The sequence below is a fragment of the Vibrio sp. genome (assembly GCF_047973365.1).
Taxonomy (GTDB): Bacteria; Pseudomonadota; Gammaproteobacteria; order Enterobacterales; family Vibrionaceae; genus Vibrio.
The window spans coordinates 1-14207 of record NZ_JBKEBW010000040.1 but is presented as its reverse complement, the minus strand read 5'-3'; the positions used below and the strand labels follow the sequence as shown (position 1 = coordinate 14207).

The window sequence follows — 14207 nt, the reverse complement described above, 5'->3', positions numbered from 1 at the left end:
CTGTACATATAACAGATGATGAACATGACATGCTTATCGGTACAGATAGGACACAAAAAGGCTGCTCTGTTCGTGTTGATGAAGATTTTACAGGTACAGTGGAGTACGACTCAAATAGCTGCAAGGTTTCTATTATCAAGTAAGCCACGTAAATACAGCCTACTCGCAAATTAAAATAACAAAAAGGAGCCTAACAGCTTCTTTTTTATTATTAGTTGCGTTGTTTTTTTTGATTTCCGCGCGCTACAGCAAATCTCCATTGCCTTGTAGCAAGGACTGATTTCCATGGCGCGTTTTGGCGTAATCCGATGACCAATCAGGCCAAGACACACCACTAGGGGATTCTTTTTCATCAGCAATTCGTCTTCGGGTCTGGCTTTCGACAACACTACCGAGGGATTCAAGTAACTCAAACTTATGAGACGGATCCGCCAAGCGTTCAAGCAGCTCTTCATAGCGTCTCAGTTCCTCCGTTCCGCTGACGTCAATCGAGATACCCATTACAAGACATCTCTAAGTTTGTTGCGGGTAAATAGGCGTTCGTTATCTTGTACTGTAACCACTTTGCCAACACTACTTTCAGATGGCGGGTTAAAGACTGGTAACCCTAGTTCTCGTTTCCCATCAGCAATAGCTCTCAATGTCGACAACTGCATCTTGTAGCGTTCTTCCAACAAATTGGTGGCTTGCTGGTCACGGTCTGCCAGCCAGTAGAAAGCAATGGTGATGGCAATCTTATTCAACATACCTGGCACAGTGGGCAGTGGCAGCTCAAAGCGACGCGCTAGAAAAGAATCGATTTCTTCATCGGCTTGATCTAAGGCTTGGTTAATCCATGTGTCATTTAGCTCGTTGGTATTGCGATCAATGGCAAAATTCCAAAGCATTTGCTCATCGCGATCCATTAAGTCTTGTTTCGTTGCGTAGATTGCCATCGTTTTTCCTTAGCTCTTGTCTATTAATGGCTAGTCTTGAATGTCGATTACATCTTTAAGTTCGACAGTTTCAACCACTAAGCGAGGCTCATCGTGGACGCGTTTTGCCTTTTCAGTAGACATGAACACCACAAACTCAGGTGGGAAGTTTTTAACATCCACTGCCGCAGGCTGACCTTGCGGTTCTCCATCCACCACAAGCACCAATGTTTCTTGTAAGCGGTGAAATTTAACGCCACTGCGCCAAAAGCCAGCATCTGAGACAGAGCGAACTTTAAGGGCACCAAGCACACCAATAGGATCACCATCAGTGCTGAGAAGTGGCTCATCATCTTTTGCTTGTTTCGAAACATCGTCGAGTTCCTTCATTTGTTTTTGGGCTTTTGCCAAAGCTTCTGCGTTTGCTTTAGCCTGAGCTTCAGCTTCTTCTTTCGCTTTGGCTTCTGCTTCGGCCTTGGCTTTAGCTTCTTGTTCAGCTTTCGCTTTTGCCTCAGCATCGGCTTTTAGCTTGGCTTCTTCTGCTAACGCTTCCTGTTCGGCTTGCGCTTGGTCAGTGGGCTGAGCTTGTTCCACTGGTTGCTCAGTAGTTCCAGTGGTAGGTTGCTCGGGGCTGTTGGCATTCGTTGTCTGCTCATCAGCTTTTGCAGCTGCTTCTTTAGCCTTCTCTGCTGCCGTCTGTTTTGCAGTTGGCGTACCTGTTTTTTTAGCGGTTCCACTCACGGTGAACTCCTTTTAAATCGAGGTTAAAGTGACTTTAAACGTGGCGGTAACTGAATACCGCCAGCCCGTTATCGGTTTGCACCTGATAGGCGTTTACGTTTATTACGCGGTGATGTATGGGCTCACAACAATCTCTACATCGTTGTAGTAGATGTTGGAATCACCACCTTCTACCAACATGCGAGCCAATAGCTTTTTCGCTGCCGATTCATTTTTCGGGCCAACCACAATCTTGGTTGCGCGAGTACCAATTGGTGTGCCATCGGCTTTCTTCATGGTGCCTAATAGCTCTTTGGCTGCGGCATAAGTGTCTTCATCCAACACGCCTTTAGAGCCAATTGCTAATTGAGGGAATGAGAAGCCAACATTACAACGTCCATCGACACCAGCGGCATAGCGATTGTTGAACCAGGTGTATTCTTCATTTGGCTGCATGTTTTTAAACACGAACGGGCGACGCTCTTGATACACGATAGGTTTGAGCACCTTGGTGTCATCAATCAAGAACCACGGTTCGCCAATATCTGTGGTTGGATCACCAATCACATTCGAGAACGTTGTGGCAGGGTCTGATTCAATTGGGTGGTCGGTATCAAAGTAGTTCTGTCCGTCATAACAAAGTGTTGTGAAACCAGCGACCAATAAGCCGTAAGACAATTCATCAGGGAAGATGGCAACTTGATCACCATAGTTCTGTGCGATAACGGAGTAGTGACCGATTTGGTCATCATCGACATCTTCACGAGCAACAGAGATCGAGCTTTCCCATGTTTTGTTTTCAATTGAATAGCCGTGACGACCCATGTCAGCCAGCTGACGATCACCAACCCATTCTTTAATGCCTGGTAAGTCTTTTAGCCAACCGTAAAAGTTTGCCGCACCCGAGCTAGGTACTTTCGTCGCTACCATAGACCATTGCGGTTTTGCCGCTTGTAAACCACGGGTAAACGCCGCAGACATATTGACTTGAAGTGCTTCAAGTACTTGTGCTTCAGTCGCCATTATTTTGCTCCTTTATTCATAAGGGCTTTGGCCGCAAGGTATTCTTCTTCAGACGTACCCAACTTGCGACACATTGCAATTTCGTGTTCATCCAGCTTGCTGTTAGTCGCAAGGTCTGGTTTTTGTTTTTCTTTGCTATCAACCACCGCAGGGGCAGAGGCAATAAACGATTTGAACTGTTCGGCACCACCTTCAGAACGACATAGCGATACATACATGTCTTTGTTGGCAGGTGCGATCTTGCCGGCTTCAATCGCATCATCGACTAACGTCTCTAGCTCTTTATCGTGGATAGCTGCAAGCTTAGTCTCAGCTGTTTCAGCACGGTTAAGTGCAAGCTCATGCGTGGCTTTTGGAATGTACTTATTCAAGTCCACTGTAGAAGCACGGTTAAGTGCAACTTCTTTGTCTTGTTTAAGCGTATTGATAGCCACTTCGGCTTGTTCTGGTGTTGCATCTTCGGCAAGGCCAAGCGCATCCAAAACGATTTTTGGCAACGGCATATTGGCGTTCTCCATTCGGTTGTTTAATGCAGGGACATCAAGGTTGGGGTCATTAGTTAAAGCCGCACTCACAAGCGCCAGCACTTGGCCGTTCTTGTCGTACGTAAAGGAAGGCGAGTAGAAAGCGTATTTCTTCTCCGCAATCAGTTGAGCGCCATCATCGTTCCACTCGATAAAGCCCCAAATCACACCATCACGGTTTTCGGCTTTGGTAATCCAACCATAAGCTGGAGCTGGCTCACCTTTAGGGGCTTTGATATGGGTTGAGTGTTCAATATCGAATGGGCGCTTTTGCGTAAAGCGGGCAATGACTTGCTCAGGGTTGTTGTTTGTCCAGGAGCGGCTATCGACACCTGCAAATGTTCCAGCAGGGATCATCGGTAGCCAAACACCTTGTTCCGTTGCGTTCTTTGCAACCGAGGTAGGCTGTAAGGAAAAACATAATGCGGTTAAAGCTTGATTCATTACTCACTCCAAAATTGAAGATCACATAACAACCTCCTTGTGCTGGGTTGGTATGAAACATCTGGTGTGAAGTAAGCATGCAAAAAAGCAACCGACATGGATTAACGTCGGTTGCCTTAATTTAAAGGGGCTTGGTTGGATTCAGTCTTCGAGGCGTTTTACTCGTTCCCATTCATTCTTCAAAATAACTTTTGCATATGCTTTCACCGCATCAAGTAAATCTATGTATGTTTTATTCATATCAGCAATAGGCTCCAATAAAACATCAACATTTGATTCATTTTCAACAATCTCACGTATATCTGATAGCTGCTTTAATACTTTATTTAATGCATACGTTAATTCAACATCGAGATTTAATTCCGTTATGGATACCTTACCTTTTATTTTTTTATCATTTGGTTTGGGATTCAAAAGCAGCTCAATACGCTCCCTTATATTGAGTAGTTTATTGCTTAGTGCCACGGAGTTTAAAATAAAATCTCTTTGCCTTTCTTGTATAGGTGAATGATAAGTATTGTGATATGTCCCTATAATATAAGTGTGGTATTCAGATGCAGTAGATAGAAACTCAGACACTTCATTACGTAGCGTTTCAATCCATTCTCTTCGACTCTGCGCAATAAACTGTCTACGCCTTAAATCTTGCTCTGCTTCCAGCTGTTGCCTGGTCTGTTTAGCTACTTCCTTAGCCTGATAAACTTGAAACCAGGCCGCCGCCACTACAATGATGACAGTCACAATCATGCTACCAATCGCGATCCAATCCGTGGATGTGATAAGCGTTAACTCTGGCACTTCCTTTACATAAACACTCGATAACATAACTCCGCCTTCTATCGTTCATTCTGTGAAAACGAAATTCTACCGCTAACAAACACTTATAACCATGTTTAAACCCCGTTTAAATCGTACCAGAAACGTTTAAACAATTTCACGGGTAACTTTGTAGCCTAAATTCCATTAAAGCGGCTTAGAATACGTCTCACGCATTCGAGCCTCTTTTTTATTTAAGTCGGCTTGCATGGCTTGTTCACGTGCTTGACCTGGGTTGTAGTTCCATCCTGGTTCAATGCCTTCCGGTAGGGTTTCCACTTCACCCGTACGTTTGTTTACCCATTGCTTGGTTTTGCCTTGTGGCGCAACCGTTGAAACTTTGCCACTTTCAGTCAGTTTGCCATATTCATATTTTGATACCTGGCGAATCCAGCATTTACAGCCCCAACCATTGGGCGGCATGTGTTGTTGCCACCATTGATCGTCCACTGGTAACAGCAAGTCTTTCCACTTAACGTGATCAACGCGGTGTTCCACAGAAGGGCCAAGCTGATACAACAAATACGGCATGGCTCGCTTAGTGCGTTCAATGCGTTCCCACTGACCAGCGGCGCGAGCGGTACGCATGTTGGTACGATAAATGGTTTTGATTCGGCCTTCGCTACCAAGCTGTGCTATCTTGGTTTCTTTGGTGAGTGGGTCATCCATTTCTTGAATTCCCCACCAACCAGACTTAACCAACAAAGGTTTTAAGATGTCGCGGAACTGGGCAAAGGTTTGGCCTTGTTCAATGGCGTCTTCCACCAGGGCTTTCACATCCACCAACAAATCGGCATTGAGCATCTTGGCAACCGTAAAGGCATTGGTGTGCTCTTGCTTCCACACATCCTTGTAGTCAAAGCTAGGTTCAATACCTTTCTTTTTAAACCAGTTGAGCACATCCGTTGGTACGAAATCATACTTGGCTGAATCACTAGGCATCACGAACGTCTCCTAATGCGCGAGTCTCGAATAGGTACTTCGCCATTTGTTCGACAAAGTTCTCTGCACCTAATTGGTCTTGCAGTTCCGGCAGCTTAGCCAAGAACTCATCATAGCTGTTTACGCTATCGGCCAGTTGCATGATCGGGTTCATGAAGTCTTCCGCGACTTCTTCCCAATCGTCCATCGCATCGTCAGTCAGTTCGTCAATGATTTGATCAGACGTTTGCGTCACACGGTTAATCGAAACACGCTGCTTATTGCGGCCTAACTCAATATCCGCATTTTTCTCGCTATGGTTTAATGCGGTTGGTGGGGCAGCATTCATTGTAATGGTGGAGGTTGACACTAACAGTTCGTCATCATCTTCCGGTTCAGGTAAACCAAATTTTTCGCGCAGACTAGAGGCGGAAACTTTCATACCTCGATCAATCAGAGGTGTGATGCTATCCACGAGTACTTTCAAATCTTCTGGCTCTGGCACTTTAATGCGCACTTTCGGGTAGCGAGCTTGCACGCCCCAATTCAAAATAATGTAAGGCTTAACCAGGTATTCATTGATACAGGCTTCCAACTGGCGAGCATCCCATTTCGCAATATCCATACGCACTTCATTATGTACGTTGGCTTGCGATTGTGAGCTGCCATCATCGGCGGTCATGGTTTGGCCGAGTACCGCCTTACTGGTTTGTTCATCACACCAACGTGCCATGTTTTCAAATAAGGTATTGCCACCGTTGCCTTTGGCTGTCTCAATCAGCTCTAGCTTCATCGACTCAGGAATCACCGCACCCGCATCACTGGCAATTCGACTCACCGCATTCACCAGCGTGGTAATGTCATCTTTACTCGCGTTCGGGCCGTACTTACCCACACGCACCGGAATGCCAAACACTTCCGCAAAGGCCCACCAATCTCGCACCGTGAACGATTTCAGCATGTACATCACCGCGACTAAACGCGCTAGGCCGTTGCGCCATACGCTGCCCGATTTAGAACGAGGCGTGTGAACAATAAACTTATATGGCTCTAATGGCGCACCCATTGGATAGTCATTACTAATAAGAAGGATGTCTTCTAGTGTGTCTTGGTCAGAGCGTAAATAACGAGGATCGACCCACTTATAATCTTTTGGTTGCCAAGGTGAGCCTTTGGTATTCCACAAAATTTGCACTACAGACAATCCTTTGCCCAAGCCATCAAGCAAATCAAAGAACAGCTCTGGGATTTGGTCATCGTTCATCATGTCGCGAACTTTCTCGGCCAAGTCCACATCGTGCTTGTCTTCACTCGCGGCTTCAACATTGGGAGGAATGGCCGCAACGGCCAGCTTACGTGTGCGCAGCTGGGCGGCGTAATGCAAATCACGCTCTTCCATTTCTTCGGCCAGCGTCATGAAGGCTTCAAGATCTGTACCATCAACCACCGCACGCATTAAGGTGCCTAAGCGTTGTGGCGTTAATGTACTTGCCACACTGCTTGGGCGTGGGTTACGCACACTGGTTGTGTAGGCACGAGCAATGTCTTCAGACAAGACTTCTTGCTCAACTTTAAATGGCTTGCCATTGGCATCAACAATCATAATCGAATTCCTTTACCACGCAGGTCGGTACGGTCACCGAATGCGTCATCGTGTCGGTTGTTTTCTTCGGCACTGCCAAAGAATCGGCGGTGAGTTTCGTCACCTTTAGGGGAAATGGTATGCAGCTCGTAACGAGTTAGGTCTGCTTTGGAGGCTAAGAACGCCAAGAAAATCGCCACAGCGCTATCACCGTGACGCTTATTGCCATCGCTGCCTTTGGTGCGTGAATCATCAATGCCAGGCACACCACGAATCATTTTGATTTGCCCAAGGTCGGTGATCACATCTTCATGTTTTGGCAGCTCGATTTCATCGTCTTCAAACGCGGCTTTGAACTTCGGCATGTTCTCACGGTAGTAAGCGGTAGACAGCATGACCTCAACCACTTCTTCGCCGTATTTGTAGTGCGCTTGTTCAGCTAGGTACTGGCCGTTACCACGCGCATCGAGAAAGATGCCATCACGACGAGGCAGGCGATCACAAAGATAATACAGCGCTTGCTCTTGTTGTTTGAACGGCACGTTTTTCAGCTCGACTAGGAACGGTACTTTACGCTTGGTGTCATCATTGATCGTGATGGGCGCAAATACCGTTAAGTCACCACTACGGGCAAAGTCTTCACCAAGTGCGTGGCGCAAGTTCTTAGGCAAGGTTTTTAATACTGGGCCAGCATGCTCGACTAACCATTCTTGCATCTCTCGCATGCGTGCACCTTCACCAGCCTGGTTAAACGCATCAGAGCCAGTAAAGCGTAACACTGGTGCATCAAGCCTTGCCGCTCGCTCTCGCATTGAACGTGGAATATAAGCACCGCCACCCGATTTCGGCACACAGTAATATTCTTCCAGTGCGTCTTCTTCTGTCGCGGTGTCTTTGAGTAAGTTGGCTTTCCATTGTTCTTCTTTTTCAGGCGACCATTCTTGTTTCGTGACCTGACAAATACGCTGATATAACCCTTCAGCACAAGCATCATCCAGCGTGATGGTATGGATGGAATAGCGTTTTTTGCCTGCTCGGCTGTCTTGAATGAGTTGGTTGAATAGGTTTTCGACACCGTTGTGGGTAGAGATAAGTCGAACTTTCGACCCCCACATCGTCAAAGCAAGCGCCGCTTTTAATACTTCGGCTAAGCGTTCATGGAAGGCGGCTTCATCAATGATTACCGTGCCTTGCATACCACGCAGGTTAGAGGGGTTACTGGATAGCGCCTGAACTTTAAAACCAGATTCAAAGTAGATCACAAAGGTTAAGATGTCTTTGTCTTCATCGTTCAAGACATCTTCTTGCACTTCACCTGCGGCTTTATCAAATATCTTGGCCCACAACGCCACTGCATCAATGAACTCTCGCGCCATCTCTTTGTTGGAGCCAACGTAAAACACATTGTTGCCACCTTCGCCTTTGGCCGTACCTGCGCTAATGGCAGAGTCTGCCGCTTCAGCAAAAGTTAGACCTGTTCGGCGTGACTTCTCGGCGATCTTGAGTACCGAGTCATCGGCGATCCAACGCTTTTGATAGCCAAGTAAAAGCTCATCCTTATCAAATTTGACAAGGATGCCCTCAGTGGTTTTATTGACAGGTGGCAATGTCACGGCTTCGGCCATTATTCGATCCCCAATGTTAAATATCTCAACGGTGAATGCCTAGAATCTCGGATTTGAGCATCTTCACGGTGTCGGCAGTGAGGCCCGCTTTCTTGGCAACGGCTTCGGTTTTCTCAGCCGCATCTTCCAAGGCTTGCTTGCGAATTTCCGCTTCCAGTTTCACGCTACCTGTTTGCGCTTCTTGTAGGCGTTTAATTGCCAACGCCATTTGGCCCATGGTTTTCGGGTCGATGGTTTTATCGGCTTCAAGCGCGGCCATTTGAAAATCGAATATTTGCGACTTGCCAATCTCAATTAAGGATCGAGAAATATCCGTCTGCGGCATTTCACCAAACTGTTGTACCCATTGTTTGGTCATTGCCTGGGCGCGTTTGTAGTTTTCCATGCCTTTGTGAAACTGCTGGCTGTAGCGGCTTAATGCGTTGCGTTTGATGTATTCGTCATCGCCACGTTCTTCGGCAAGCAAGCCTTCCTTTTCAATCAGCTCATTAATCTGGCTGCGAATTTCTTCCTGCGTCATTTGGCCTTCGCGCAGTAGCATGTTGAGTTGCGACTTAATATCTTCCGGCAACTTATCAATTTTGCTGAGGCGGTTCTTTTTATGAGTCATAAGCTGGCCTCATTATTGAAAAGAACGATGCAAGCGATCTAACAACCGATACCAACCGCGACTTAAATACGTCCACACAAACTTTAACCAAGGGCGAATAATCGGCTCTTGTTTTTCAAAGTAGCGATAAACCGTCCAGCGTAAGGCCACTAAGAAGTAGATCATCAGAAGAATTTCAAACATATAAACTCCTATGGGCGCGGACGCTTCACACCTGGGTGCTGTGCTTGACCTTCGGCAACATCAACACCACGCTGGGTAATAGTGGCGACTAAGGTGCCAGACATATCCTTGCAAGTGATTAAGCCTTGCTCTTGCAGCCAGTACATTTCAGACAACACAAGATCCCGACTAATACGATGGCCGTACGCATCGAGTGAGGAATCAAGAATCGATTCATTAGCGGTGTACGCTGGCGACTCATTGAGTACCCGCAGCATCACCAGCCGACGGTCTTGCTGTAAAACTTCATGCATGCTCATGACTATTCCTTCATTTCTTTTTCAAGCAACAGCTTGGTAAGGTGATCAACTGGCTTTAATGCCGCCCGTAATTCTTTGATTTCGCCACGGGTTACTTCCATTTCAACACGCAGTCGGTTCACTTCATTTTGTGTGGGTAAACCGCCGACATGATTCTTTAACTCTTGATGGCTTAATTTCAGCTCATCAAACTGCACTTGCGAGACAAAGACCTTGCGTAAGCTGAGCAGAGCTAATGCAATAAATACGCTCACAAACGGAGCCATGACCTGCCAAATAGTGCGCAGTAAATCCATAACATCCTGCATTTCTTTCATCGTCTCTCCCGTGTTTCTAGTTGGCTTTTACATTCCACACACAAAGTCGCATGAGGGTTAAGTGCCAATCGTTTTAATGGAATCGGCATGCCACAACAGGCACACACAATAGTGTCACCATCAAAGGTTTGTGGCGTTCGATCAGCGACTTGGCGCGCTCTGGCGATAGCAGCATCACGGTGCTTTTGTTCTAATTTGGCGGCTCGGTCGATGATGTCCGTCATTCGTCACTCTCTTTTTTATTCAGAGGCTTTGTAGGGCAAATGGCCTCGTATGTTTGATTATGGTTTAACACCTGACGCTTAGTGTCCGTGGTGTCTTGTGGGCTGGCATAGATCAACCCAAAACTGGTGCAGCCGCTACTCGTTACGGAAATAACCCTTTTGGTGCATCCGCTCATCAAGCTCACTAGCGCTAAGCTGAGCATTATCAGCTTCAATTTTTTGCTTAATTTGCACATGCTTTATCTCCGTTTTCAGTTGAGCGTTCATCAAGTTCGCTTGCTCTAGCTGCCCAGCAAGGCGTTTGGATTTAGCCTTGTAGTAGTTCATTAGCCAGAACAGGAAAACAAAGGCAGCGGCAGCACCCGCAATCAAATATGTCATGATTGAAAAACTCATGAGCCCACCTTGGTCACTTTGGATTTGTAAGCAGAAACAGCGCCCTTGGTCACAACTGCGCCACCACTAAAAATGGCTAAGGTGGTGAACAGTTCCGGCACGTAGCTGCGGTCTAAATACACCGAATACAAAAGCACGGCCGAGAGAACGAAGAACCCAAGCACATGCAAAGTGCTAGTCGTACTGGTTCGATTGTCGTCGTTGGAAATGAGTTCTTTCAATGCGCTTGGTTTAGTTGCAGACATGGTCGTTCCTTGTTGAATGTTGTTTTAACACCCGCTCAATATGTGGATGCTTCGTTGATGACACTGCGCCTATATTGACGCTTGGTTTAATGGCTTTAGGTTGGTGCTTTTGTGCATAGCGGTAGCGGTACTGGGCTAAATCATTAGCGGTGACACTTTCAAAGCCACGACGAAATTGTGATTGCCAGGTCGCGTTATGGCTGTACAACGGCGCTTGGTGTAAACGCGGTTCAATGCCGTTTTGAAGGTCGTTTAACTCGCATTTAAAACGTACTTTACGACCGTCTTTGAATCGCTCAAACGCTTTGGTGTTTTTAAGATCAGGGTTGAGTTTGTAAAAAGACATCACACCAACTCCCAAGCCGCTTCTAAGCAATCACTTAGGCGGTTGTGCCAGCCCTCAATAAAGCGTGCCTGGCTTGGGTTCTTTTTCACAATGCGGGCATAGAATCGAGAGCGGCGCAGGTGATATGCAGAAAGTAGGTATTCATCATCTTTGGCGTAAACCGCTTCATGGGTTTTAGGACCGTAAATACCATCAGCCACCACACCAGCGACTTCTTGCAACATCTTAATGGCGGCACGAACGCCGTGTTGCACAGCAGCATCAAAGACGGCTAACGCAACCGGAACCGGTAAGTTTTCACACTGAGCTTCAAGGTAGTAATGCTGGTAATAAATATTGGCCGCATCATCAATGGTGAGGTCACTGATCGTAAGGTGAGGAAAGGCACGCTGACTAATGCCGAATTTAGTCTCGCCACCGTTATCGTTCGGGTCATCAACATAGCCGCCATCCGCTGTTAGGCCGCCTTCTTTTTCTAACACGAACATTAACGCATGGCAGAAAGAGAGCGAGTAATCACGAGTATTAAATGGAAAATCTTGAGACATAAAAAAAGCACCGCCGAGTAAGTTGTTTACTCGATTGTGCTTTTTATTAAGTGGGTAAGCGGATTAACGTTGGTTGTTGTTTATTTCTTCTGTAAAGCTTTAATCTCTTTAAGACCTGTACCAGAAAAACACATTTTATTTGTGCCTGCACCTTCTGGAGTCATACACACATTTCCATTATCTAGAAGAGTATCAACAATGCCTTGAGTTACATCAGGATTACTTGCGTATATGATGGATTTTTTCTTCCCTAGGCACTGCAATCTAAAGTCTTGCGGTTGACCTAAAACTAATATTTGCCCAAATGGTTTGGAATAATCTTCATCGACATAACACCCATCGTAAAGAAAGTAGATCCCAAAATTTAACGTACCATCAGCTTTAGGCTTAACCATTGCCGTCAATACTTGGCCTACAATATCGAAGCTCATATATGAACCAGGAAAGTCAGGACTCTCAAACCAGTCACCAAACTGAGTTTGTTTTATTTCTTCTTTTGGCTCGTCTTCATAGCTAACATCTAAATATGTATGACCATTCATGACAGATTTGATACCACAAAAATCCAAAGATTCTTGCTTTCCTTGAATGATAAATCCTGTTAAAGAATCTGGTTTTTGCCCACCAATATAGTACCAATGTACAAAACCGCTATTCATAGTAACTTTTAACTCGACATCAAAAGACCAATCATATTTTTCAGATTTATAGCCTAGATTAGATGATTGATAGTCCGCTTCTATTGAAGAAACATCATTACCTTTTATGCTCGGACACAATTGAGATAAGGTTGCAGCAGCATCCTTAATTGTTTCTGTGTATGGTTTATCATCCGCTTTCATCGTTAAACTAAAATCAGCAGCGTTTGCTGAAAATAAAATTCCAAAAAAGGATGCTGCTAATAGTAGAAACTTTAACTTCATTACATTTCTTCCTTAAAACAAATCATGTTGTCGTTTTTTCACTTCACGGTTACGCATCTTAGCAATAACTCGGTAAATGTGTTGCATACTCACATCATATTTACGAGATAACTCAGTAACATTGTTGCCTGTAAACTCGTTCCAAATGTGCAAGTGTTTAATCTCGTTTGCCAATTGGTTACCGCGTGGCAGGTAAAACTGCATGCCGCCAAAGGCTTTGCAAATACTGCTGAGTTGATGAATCGCCAGTTCGTCACTCACGCCAGCCTGTACCAGTTCGTGTTTTAAAATATCGTACATCTGACGCATCGCTTCAGGCCATCGGCAGTCTTCGGTGTCTAGGTCTTTGATGGCTTCAATCGATACATCATCAAAGCCCAGCATATCAAGATTTTGCTCTGACATTTTTTAACCTCGCTTATTCCCACTTAATATGGGAATTGTTAGCGGTGGTTAAAAACGCGTCAACCGAAATCGTATAGATGTTCCAGAATGGGAAATAATAAGGAAAGTCAGGCAATAAAAAAACGCCCGTTGTATTGGGCGTTTTGGTTAGTCGATAGGGTTATGTTTTCGTTGTTCTATTTCGTAATGCGCGCTCATTACGGCATGACTTGGTAAGTTCCCGTATTCATTTCGGCACTTACGCCAGCCGTTCGCAATACAGGCTTCATCCATTAAGCGCACATGCCAACGTTTTAACGCCTCTAACACATAAGCCGCTTGTTCTTGATTCATCCAGTTCGTGCGTTCTACGCCTTTGCCGTTAATCTGTTGGGTCATGCGTTTGCAGTAGGCGTCTATTGCTAGGTCTTTGGGATTACGCACAAAACCTTGTTGGTGCATGGTGATCCAAATAGCTCGAATAACCGTGACTTCTTCCGCTCTTGGGCGTGGCTTGCGCTTCACTTTGAAGCCTTTGGTTTTCATCCAATCGACCACTTGTTTTAGCTTGGCATCACTCAAGCCTTTGCTGCTTCGCTGGCCTGTGATTTGCTCTAGCATGTCACGGTAAACGTCATCATCTAGGTTCAACTGGCGCTTACCAATCTGCACCATTTTTAGCATTGCTGACATATCAATCTCCTTGGGCTGCTCATCAGTACCTAGCCACCACGCTAGACAGACAAGCAAGACATTACGCCTTGCTTGTTTCGCTTATTGTTCTGTGATTTTTGCAATGACTTGAAAAATTTCAGGTCGTACTTTTACTGCTTTTTGTTGTGCATAAAGCTGAATAATGGAAATACACTCTGACGCGAACTTAAGTTCTTCTTCTGGTGTCATTTCTTCTAACATCATGGGTTTTCTTTTCGCATAAAGCTCATCGAAAGAACCATTCCAATTTTTATTAAATAAGCTTGAAGGGTTATCCATTTTCACTCTCCCGTTTCCAGTTCATTTCTTTAAGTTTGTTGGCAATCGTGCTGTTCTCGCCAAGTGGGTCGATGCCCATTTTCACCATGCGATTAGCTTGCTCGATATACCACTGGCTATCATCAGGCTTGGTGGTTTGTACTGCTTCCGCTTTGCCTTGGTGAGCGTGG

Annotated in this window: 22 protein-coding genes and 1 other RNA gene; all 23 read right to left on the bottom strand. The window is 45.5% G+C overall.

The genetic code is table 11. From position 1 onward, the window contains the following. Positions 1-243: 243 nt before the first annotated feature. Entirely contained in the window at positions 244-501 is a 258-nt protein-coding gene (locus ACK5MF_RS06185) for a hypothetical protein (RefSeq protein WP_416920398.1), read from the bottom strand. Then, positions 501-935 carry a gp436 family protein gene (locus tag ACK5MF_RS06180; RefSeq protein ID WP_416920396.1) on the bottom strand — a complete coding sequence of 145 codons (435 nt, stop codon included), beginning with the start codon at positions 933-935 and terminating at the stop codon, positions 501-503. The genes ACK5MF_RS06185 and ACK5MF_RS06180 overlap by 1 nt, the downstream gene beginning before the upstream one ends. Before the next feature lie 30 nt (positions 936-965). Then, entirely contained in the window at positions 966-1655 is a 690-nt protein-coding gene (locus tag ACK5MF_RS06175; protein ID WP_416920394.1) for a hypothetical protein, read from the bottom strand. Positions 1656-1757: 102 nt separating this feature from the next. After that, positions 1758-2657 carry a Mu-like prophage major head subunit gpT family protein gene (locus tag ACK5MF_RS06170; RefSeq protein WP_416920392.1) on the bottom strand — a complete coding sequence of 300 codons (900 nt, stop codon included), beginning with the start codon at positions 2655-2657 and terminating at the stop codon, positions 1758-1760. Continuing rightward, positions 2657-3625: a phage protease gene (locus ACK5MF_RS06165; protein ID WP_416920390.1), complete on the bottom strand. Its 969-nt coding sequence runs from the start codon at positions 3623-3625 to the stop codon at positions 2657-2659. The genes ACK5MF_RS06170 and ACK5MF_RS06165 overlap by 1 nt, the downstream gene beginning before the upstream one ends. A gap of 141 nt (positions 3626-3766) precedes the next feature. Beyond that, entirely contained in the window at positions 3767-4450 is a 684-nt protein-coding gene (locus ACK5MF_RS06160; RefSeq protein ID WP_416920388.1) for a hypothetical protein, read from the bottom strand. Between the two features lie 138 nt (positions 4451-4588). Further along, positions 4589-5383 (bottom strand): phage minor head protein, encoded by a 795-nt coding sequence (locus ACK5MF_RS06155; RefSeq protein ID WP_416920386.1) that lies wholly within the window; start codon positions 5381-5383, stop codon positions 4589-4591. Continuing rightward, a complete protein-coding gene (locus tag ACK5MF_RS06150; protein WP_416920384.1) occupies positions 5376-6965 on the bottom strand; it encodes a DUF935 domain-containing protein in 1590 nt (529 codons plus the stop codon). The genes ACK5MF_RS06155 and ACK5MF_RS06150 overlap by 8 nt, the downstream gene beginning before the upstream one ends. Beyond that, the gene (locus ACK5MF_RS06145) at positions 6962-8569 is read right to left on the bottom strand and encodes a terminase large subunit domain-containing protein (RefSeq protein WP_416920382.1); all 1608 of its coding nucleotides are present in this window, start codon (positions 8567-8569) and stop codon (positions 6962-6964) included. The genes ACK5MF_RS06150 and ACK5MF_RS06145 overlap by 4 nt, the downstream gene beginning before the upstream one ends. Positions 8570-8594: 25 nt before the next feature. Continuing rightward, entirely contained in the window at positions 8595-9179 is a 585-nt protein-coding gene (locus tag ACK5MF_RS06140; protein ID WP_416920380.1) for a DUF3486 family protein, read from the bottom strand. Positions 9180-9191: 12 nt separating this feature from the next. Further along, positions 9192-9362, bottom strand: coding sequence for a hypothetical protein (locus ACK5MF_RS06135; RefSeq protein WP_416920378.1), 171 nt, complete (start codon positions 9360-9362; stop codon positions 9192-9194). 8 nt (positions 9363-9370) lie between these two features. After that, complete coding sequence (locus ACK5MF_RS06130) at positions 9371-9661, bottom strand: ArsR family transcriptional regulator (RefSeq protein WP_416920377.1); 291 nt, start codon at positions 9659-9661, stop codon at positions 9371-9373. Between the two features lie 2 nt (positions 9662-9663). Next, entirely contained in the window at positions 9664-9978 is a 315-nt protein-coding gene (locus ACK5MF_RS06125; protein ID WP_416920375.1) for a DUF2730 family protein, read from the bottom strand. Beyond that, positions 9975-10202, bottom strand: coding sequence for a TraR/DksA C4-type zinc finger protein (locus ACK5MF_RS06120; protein ID WP_416920373.1), 228 nt, complete (start codon positions 10200-10202; stop codon positions 9975-9977). Before ACK5MF_RS06120 ends, ACK5MF_RS06125 begins: the two co-directional genes overlap by 4 nt. A 135-nt stretch (positions 10203-10337) precedes the next feature. Then, positions 10338-10598, bottom strand: a complete 261-nt coding sequence (locus ACK5MF_RS06115; RefSeq protein WP_416920371.1) for a DUF2681 domain-containing protein — start codon at positions 10596-10598, stop codon at positions 10338-10340. Then, positions 10595-10843: a DUF2644 domain-containing protein gene (locus tag ACK5MF_RS06110; RefSeq protein WP_416920369.1), complete on the bottom strand. Its 249-nt coding sequence runs from the start codon at positions 10841-10843 to the stop codon at positions 10595-10597. The genes ACK5MF_RS06115 and ACK5MF_RS06110 overlap by 4 nt, the downstream gene beginning before the upstream one ends. After that, on the bottom strand, positions 10830-11192 hold the full coding sequence (locus ACK5MF_RS06105) for a hypothetical protein (protein ID WP_416920367.1): 363 nt from the start codon (positions 11190-11192) through the stop codon (positions 10830-10832). Before ACK5MF_RS06105 ends, ACK5MF_RS06110 begins: the two co-directional genes overlap by 14 nt. After that, entirely contained in the window at positions 11189-11737 is a 549-nt protein-coding gene (locus tag ACK5MF_RS06100; protein WP_416920365.1) for a glycoside hydrolase family 108 protein, read from the bottom strand. Before ACK5MF_RS06100 ends, ACK5MF_RS06105 begins: the two co-directional genes overlap by 4 nt. Before the next feature lie 80 nt (positions 11738-11817). Then, on the bottom strand, positions 11818-12660 hold the full coding sequence (locus ACK5MF_RS06095) for a hypothetical protein (protein ID WP_416920363.1): 843 nt from the start codon (positions 12658-12660) through the stop codon (positions 11818-11820). Between the two features lie 12 nt (positions 12661-12672). Next, a complete protein-coding gene (locus tag ACK5MF_RS06090; RefSeq protein WP_416920361.1) occupies positions 12673-13065 on the bottom strand; it encodes a Mor transcription activator family protein in 393 nt (130 codons plus the stop codon). 147 nt (positions 13066-13212) lie between these two features. Further along, the gene (locus ACK5MF_RS06085) at positions 13213-13737 is read right to left on the bottom strand and encodes a gp16 family protein (protein WP_416920359.1); all 525 of its coding nucleotides are present in this window, start codon (positions 13735-13737) and stop codon (positions 13213-13215) included. A 9-nt stretch (positions 13738-13746) separates the two neighbouring features. Next, positions 13747-13820: hammerhead ribozyme type II (locus tag ACK5MF_RS06080), an RNA gene on the bottom strand. After that, on the bottom strand, positions 13819-14037 hold the full coding sequence (locus ACK5MF_RS06075; RefSeq protein WP_416920356.1) for a hypothetical protein: 219 nt from the start codon (positions 14035-14037) through the stop codon (positions 13819-13821). The genes ACK5MF_RS06080 and ACK5MF_RS06075 overlap by 2 nt, the downstream gene beginning before the upstream one ends. Positions 14038-14207 lie beyond the last annotated feature (170 nt).

Coding starts and splice junctions, on each gene's coding strand:
- ACK5MF_RS06185 (WP_416920398.1), bottom strand. CDS start 501: ATGGGTATCTCGATTGACGTCAGCGGAACGGAGGAACTGAGACGCTAT.
- ACK5MF_RS06180 (WP_416920396.1), bottom strand. CDS start 935: ATGGCAATCTACGCAACGAAACAAGACTTAATGGATCGCGATGAGCAA.
- ACK5MF_RS06170 (WP_416920392.1), bottom strand. CDS start 2,657: ATGGCGACTGAAGCACAAGTACTTGAAGCACTTCAAGTCAATATGTCT.
- ACK5MF_RS06165 (WP_416920390.1), bottom strand. CDS start 3,625: ATGAATCAAGCTTTAACCGCATTATGTTTTTCCTTACAGCCTACCTCG.
- ACK5MF_RS06160 (WP_416920388.1), bottom strand. CDS start 4,450: ATGTTATCGAGTGTTTATGTAAAGGAAGTGCCAGAGTTAACGCTTATC.
- ACK5MF_RS06155 (WP_416920386.1), bottom strand. CDS start 5,383: ATGCCTAGTGATTCAGCCAAGTATGATTTCGTACCAACGGATGTGCTC.
- ACK5MF_RS06150 (WP_416920384.1), bottom strand. CDS start 6,965: ATGATTGTTGATGCCAATGGCAAGCCATTTAAAGTTGAGCAAGAAGTC.
- ACK5MF_RS06145 (WP_416920382.1), bottom strand. CDS start 8,569: ATGGCCGAAGCCGTGACATTGCCACCTGTCAATAAAACCACTGAGGGC.
- ACK5MF_RS06140 (WP_416920380.1), bottom strand. CDS start 9,179: ATGACTCATAAAAAGAACCGCCTCAGCAAAATTGATAAGTTGCCGGAA.
- ACK5MF_RS06135 (WP_416920378.1), bottom strand. CDS start 9,362: ATGTTTGAAATTCTTCTGATGATCTACTTCTTAGTGGCCTTACGCTGG.
- ACK5MF_RS06130 (WP_416920377.1), bottom strand. CDS start 9,661: ATGAGCATGCATGAAGTTTTACAGCAAGACCGTCGGCTGGTGATGCTG.
- ACK5MF_RS06125 (WP_416920375.1), bottom strand. CDS start 9,978: ATGAAAGAAATGCAGGATGTTATGGATTTACTGCGCACTATTTGGCAG.
- ACK5MF_RS06120 (WP_416920373.1), bottom strand. CDS start 10,202: ATGACGGACATCATCGACCGAGCCGCCAAATTAGAACAAAAGCACCGT.
- ACK5MF_RS06115 (WP_416920371.1), bottom strand. CDS start 10,598: ATGAGTTTTTCAATCATGACATATTTGATTGCGGGTGCTGCCGCTGCC.
- ACK5MF_RS06110 (WP_416920369.1), bottom strand. CDS start 10,843: ATGTCTGCAACTAAACCAAGCGCATTGAAAGAACTCATTTCCAACGAC.
- ACK5MF_RS06100 (WP_416920365.1), bottom strand. CDS start 11,737: ATGTCTCAAGATTTTCCATTTAATACTCGTGATTACTCGCTCTCTTTC.
- ACK5MF_RS06095 (WP_416920363.1), bottom strand. CDS start 12,660: ATGAAGTTAAAGTTTCTACTATTAGCAGCATCCTTTTTTGGAATTTTA.
- ACK5MF_RS06090 (WP_416920361.1), bottom strand. CDS start 13,065: ATGTCAGAGCAAAATCTTGATATGCTGGGCTTTGATGATGTATCGATT.
- ACK5MF_RS06085 (WP_416920359.1), bottom strand. CDS start 13,737: ATGTCAGCAATGCTAAAAATGGTGCAGATTGGTAAGCGCCAGTTGAAC.
- ACK5MF_RS06075 (WP_416920356.1), bottom strand. CDS start 14,037: ATGGATAACCCTTCAAGCTTATTTAATAAAAATTGGAATGGTTCTTTC.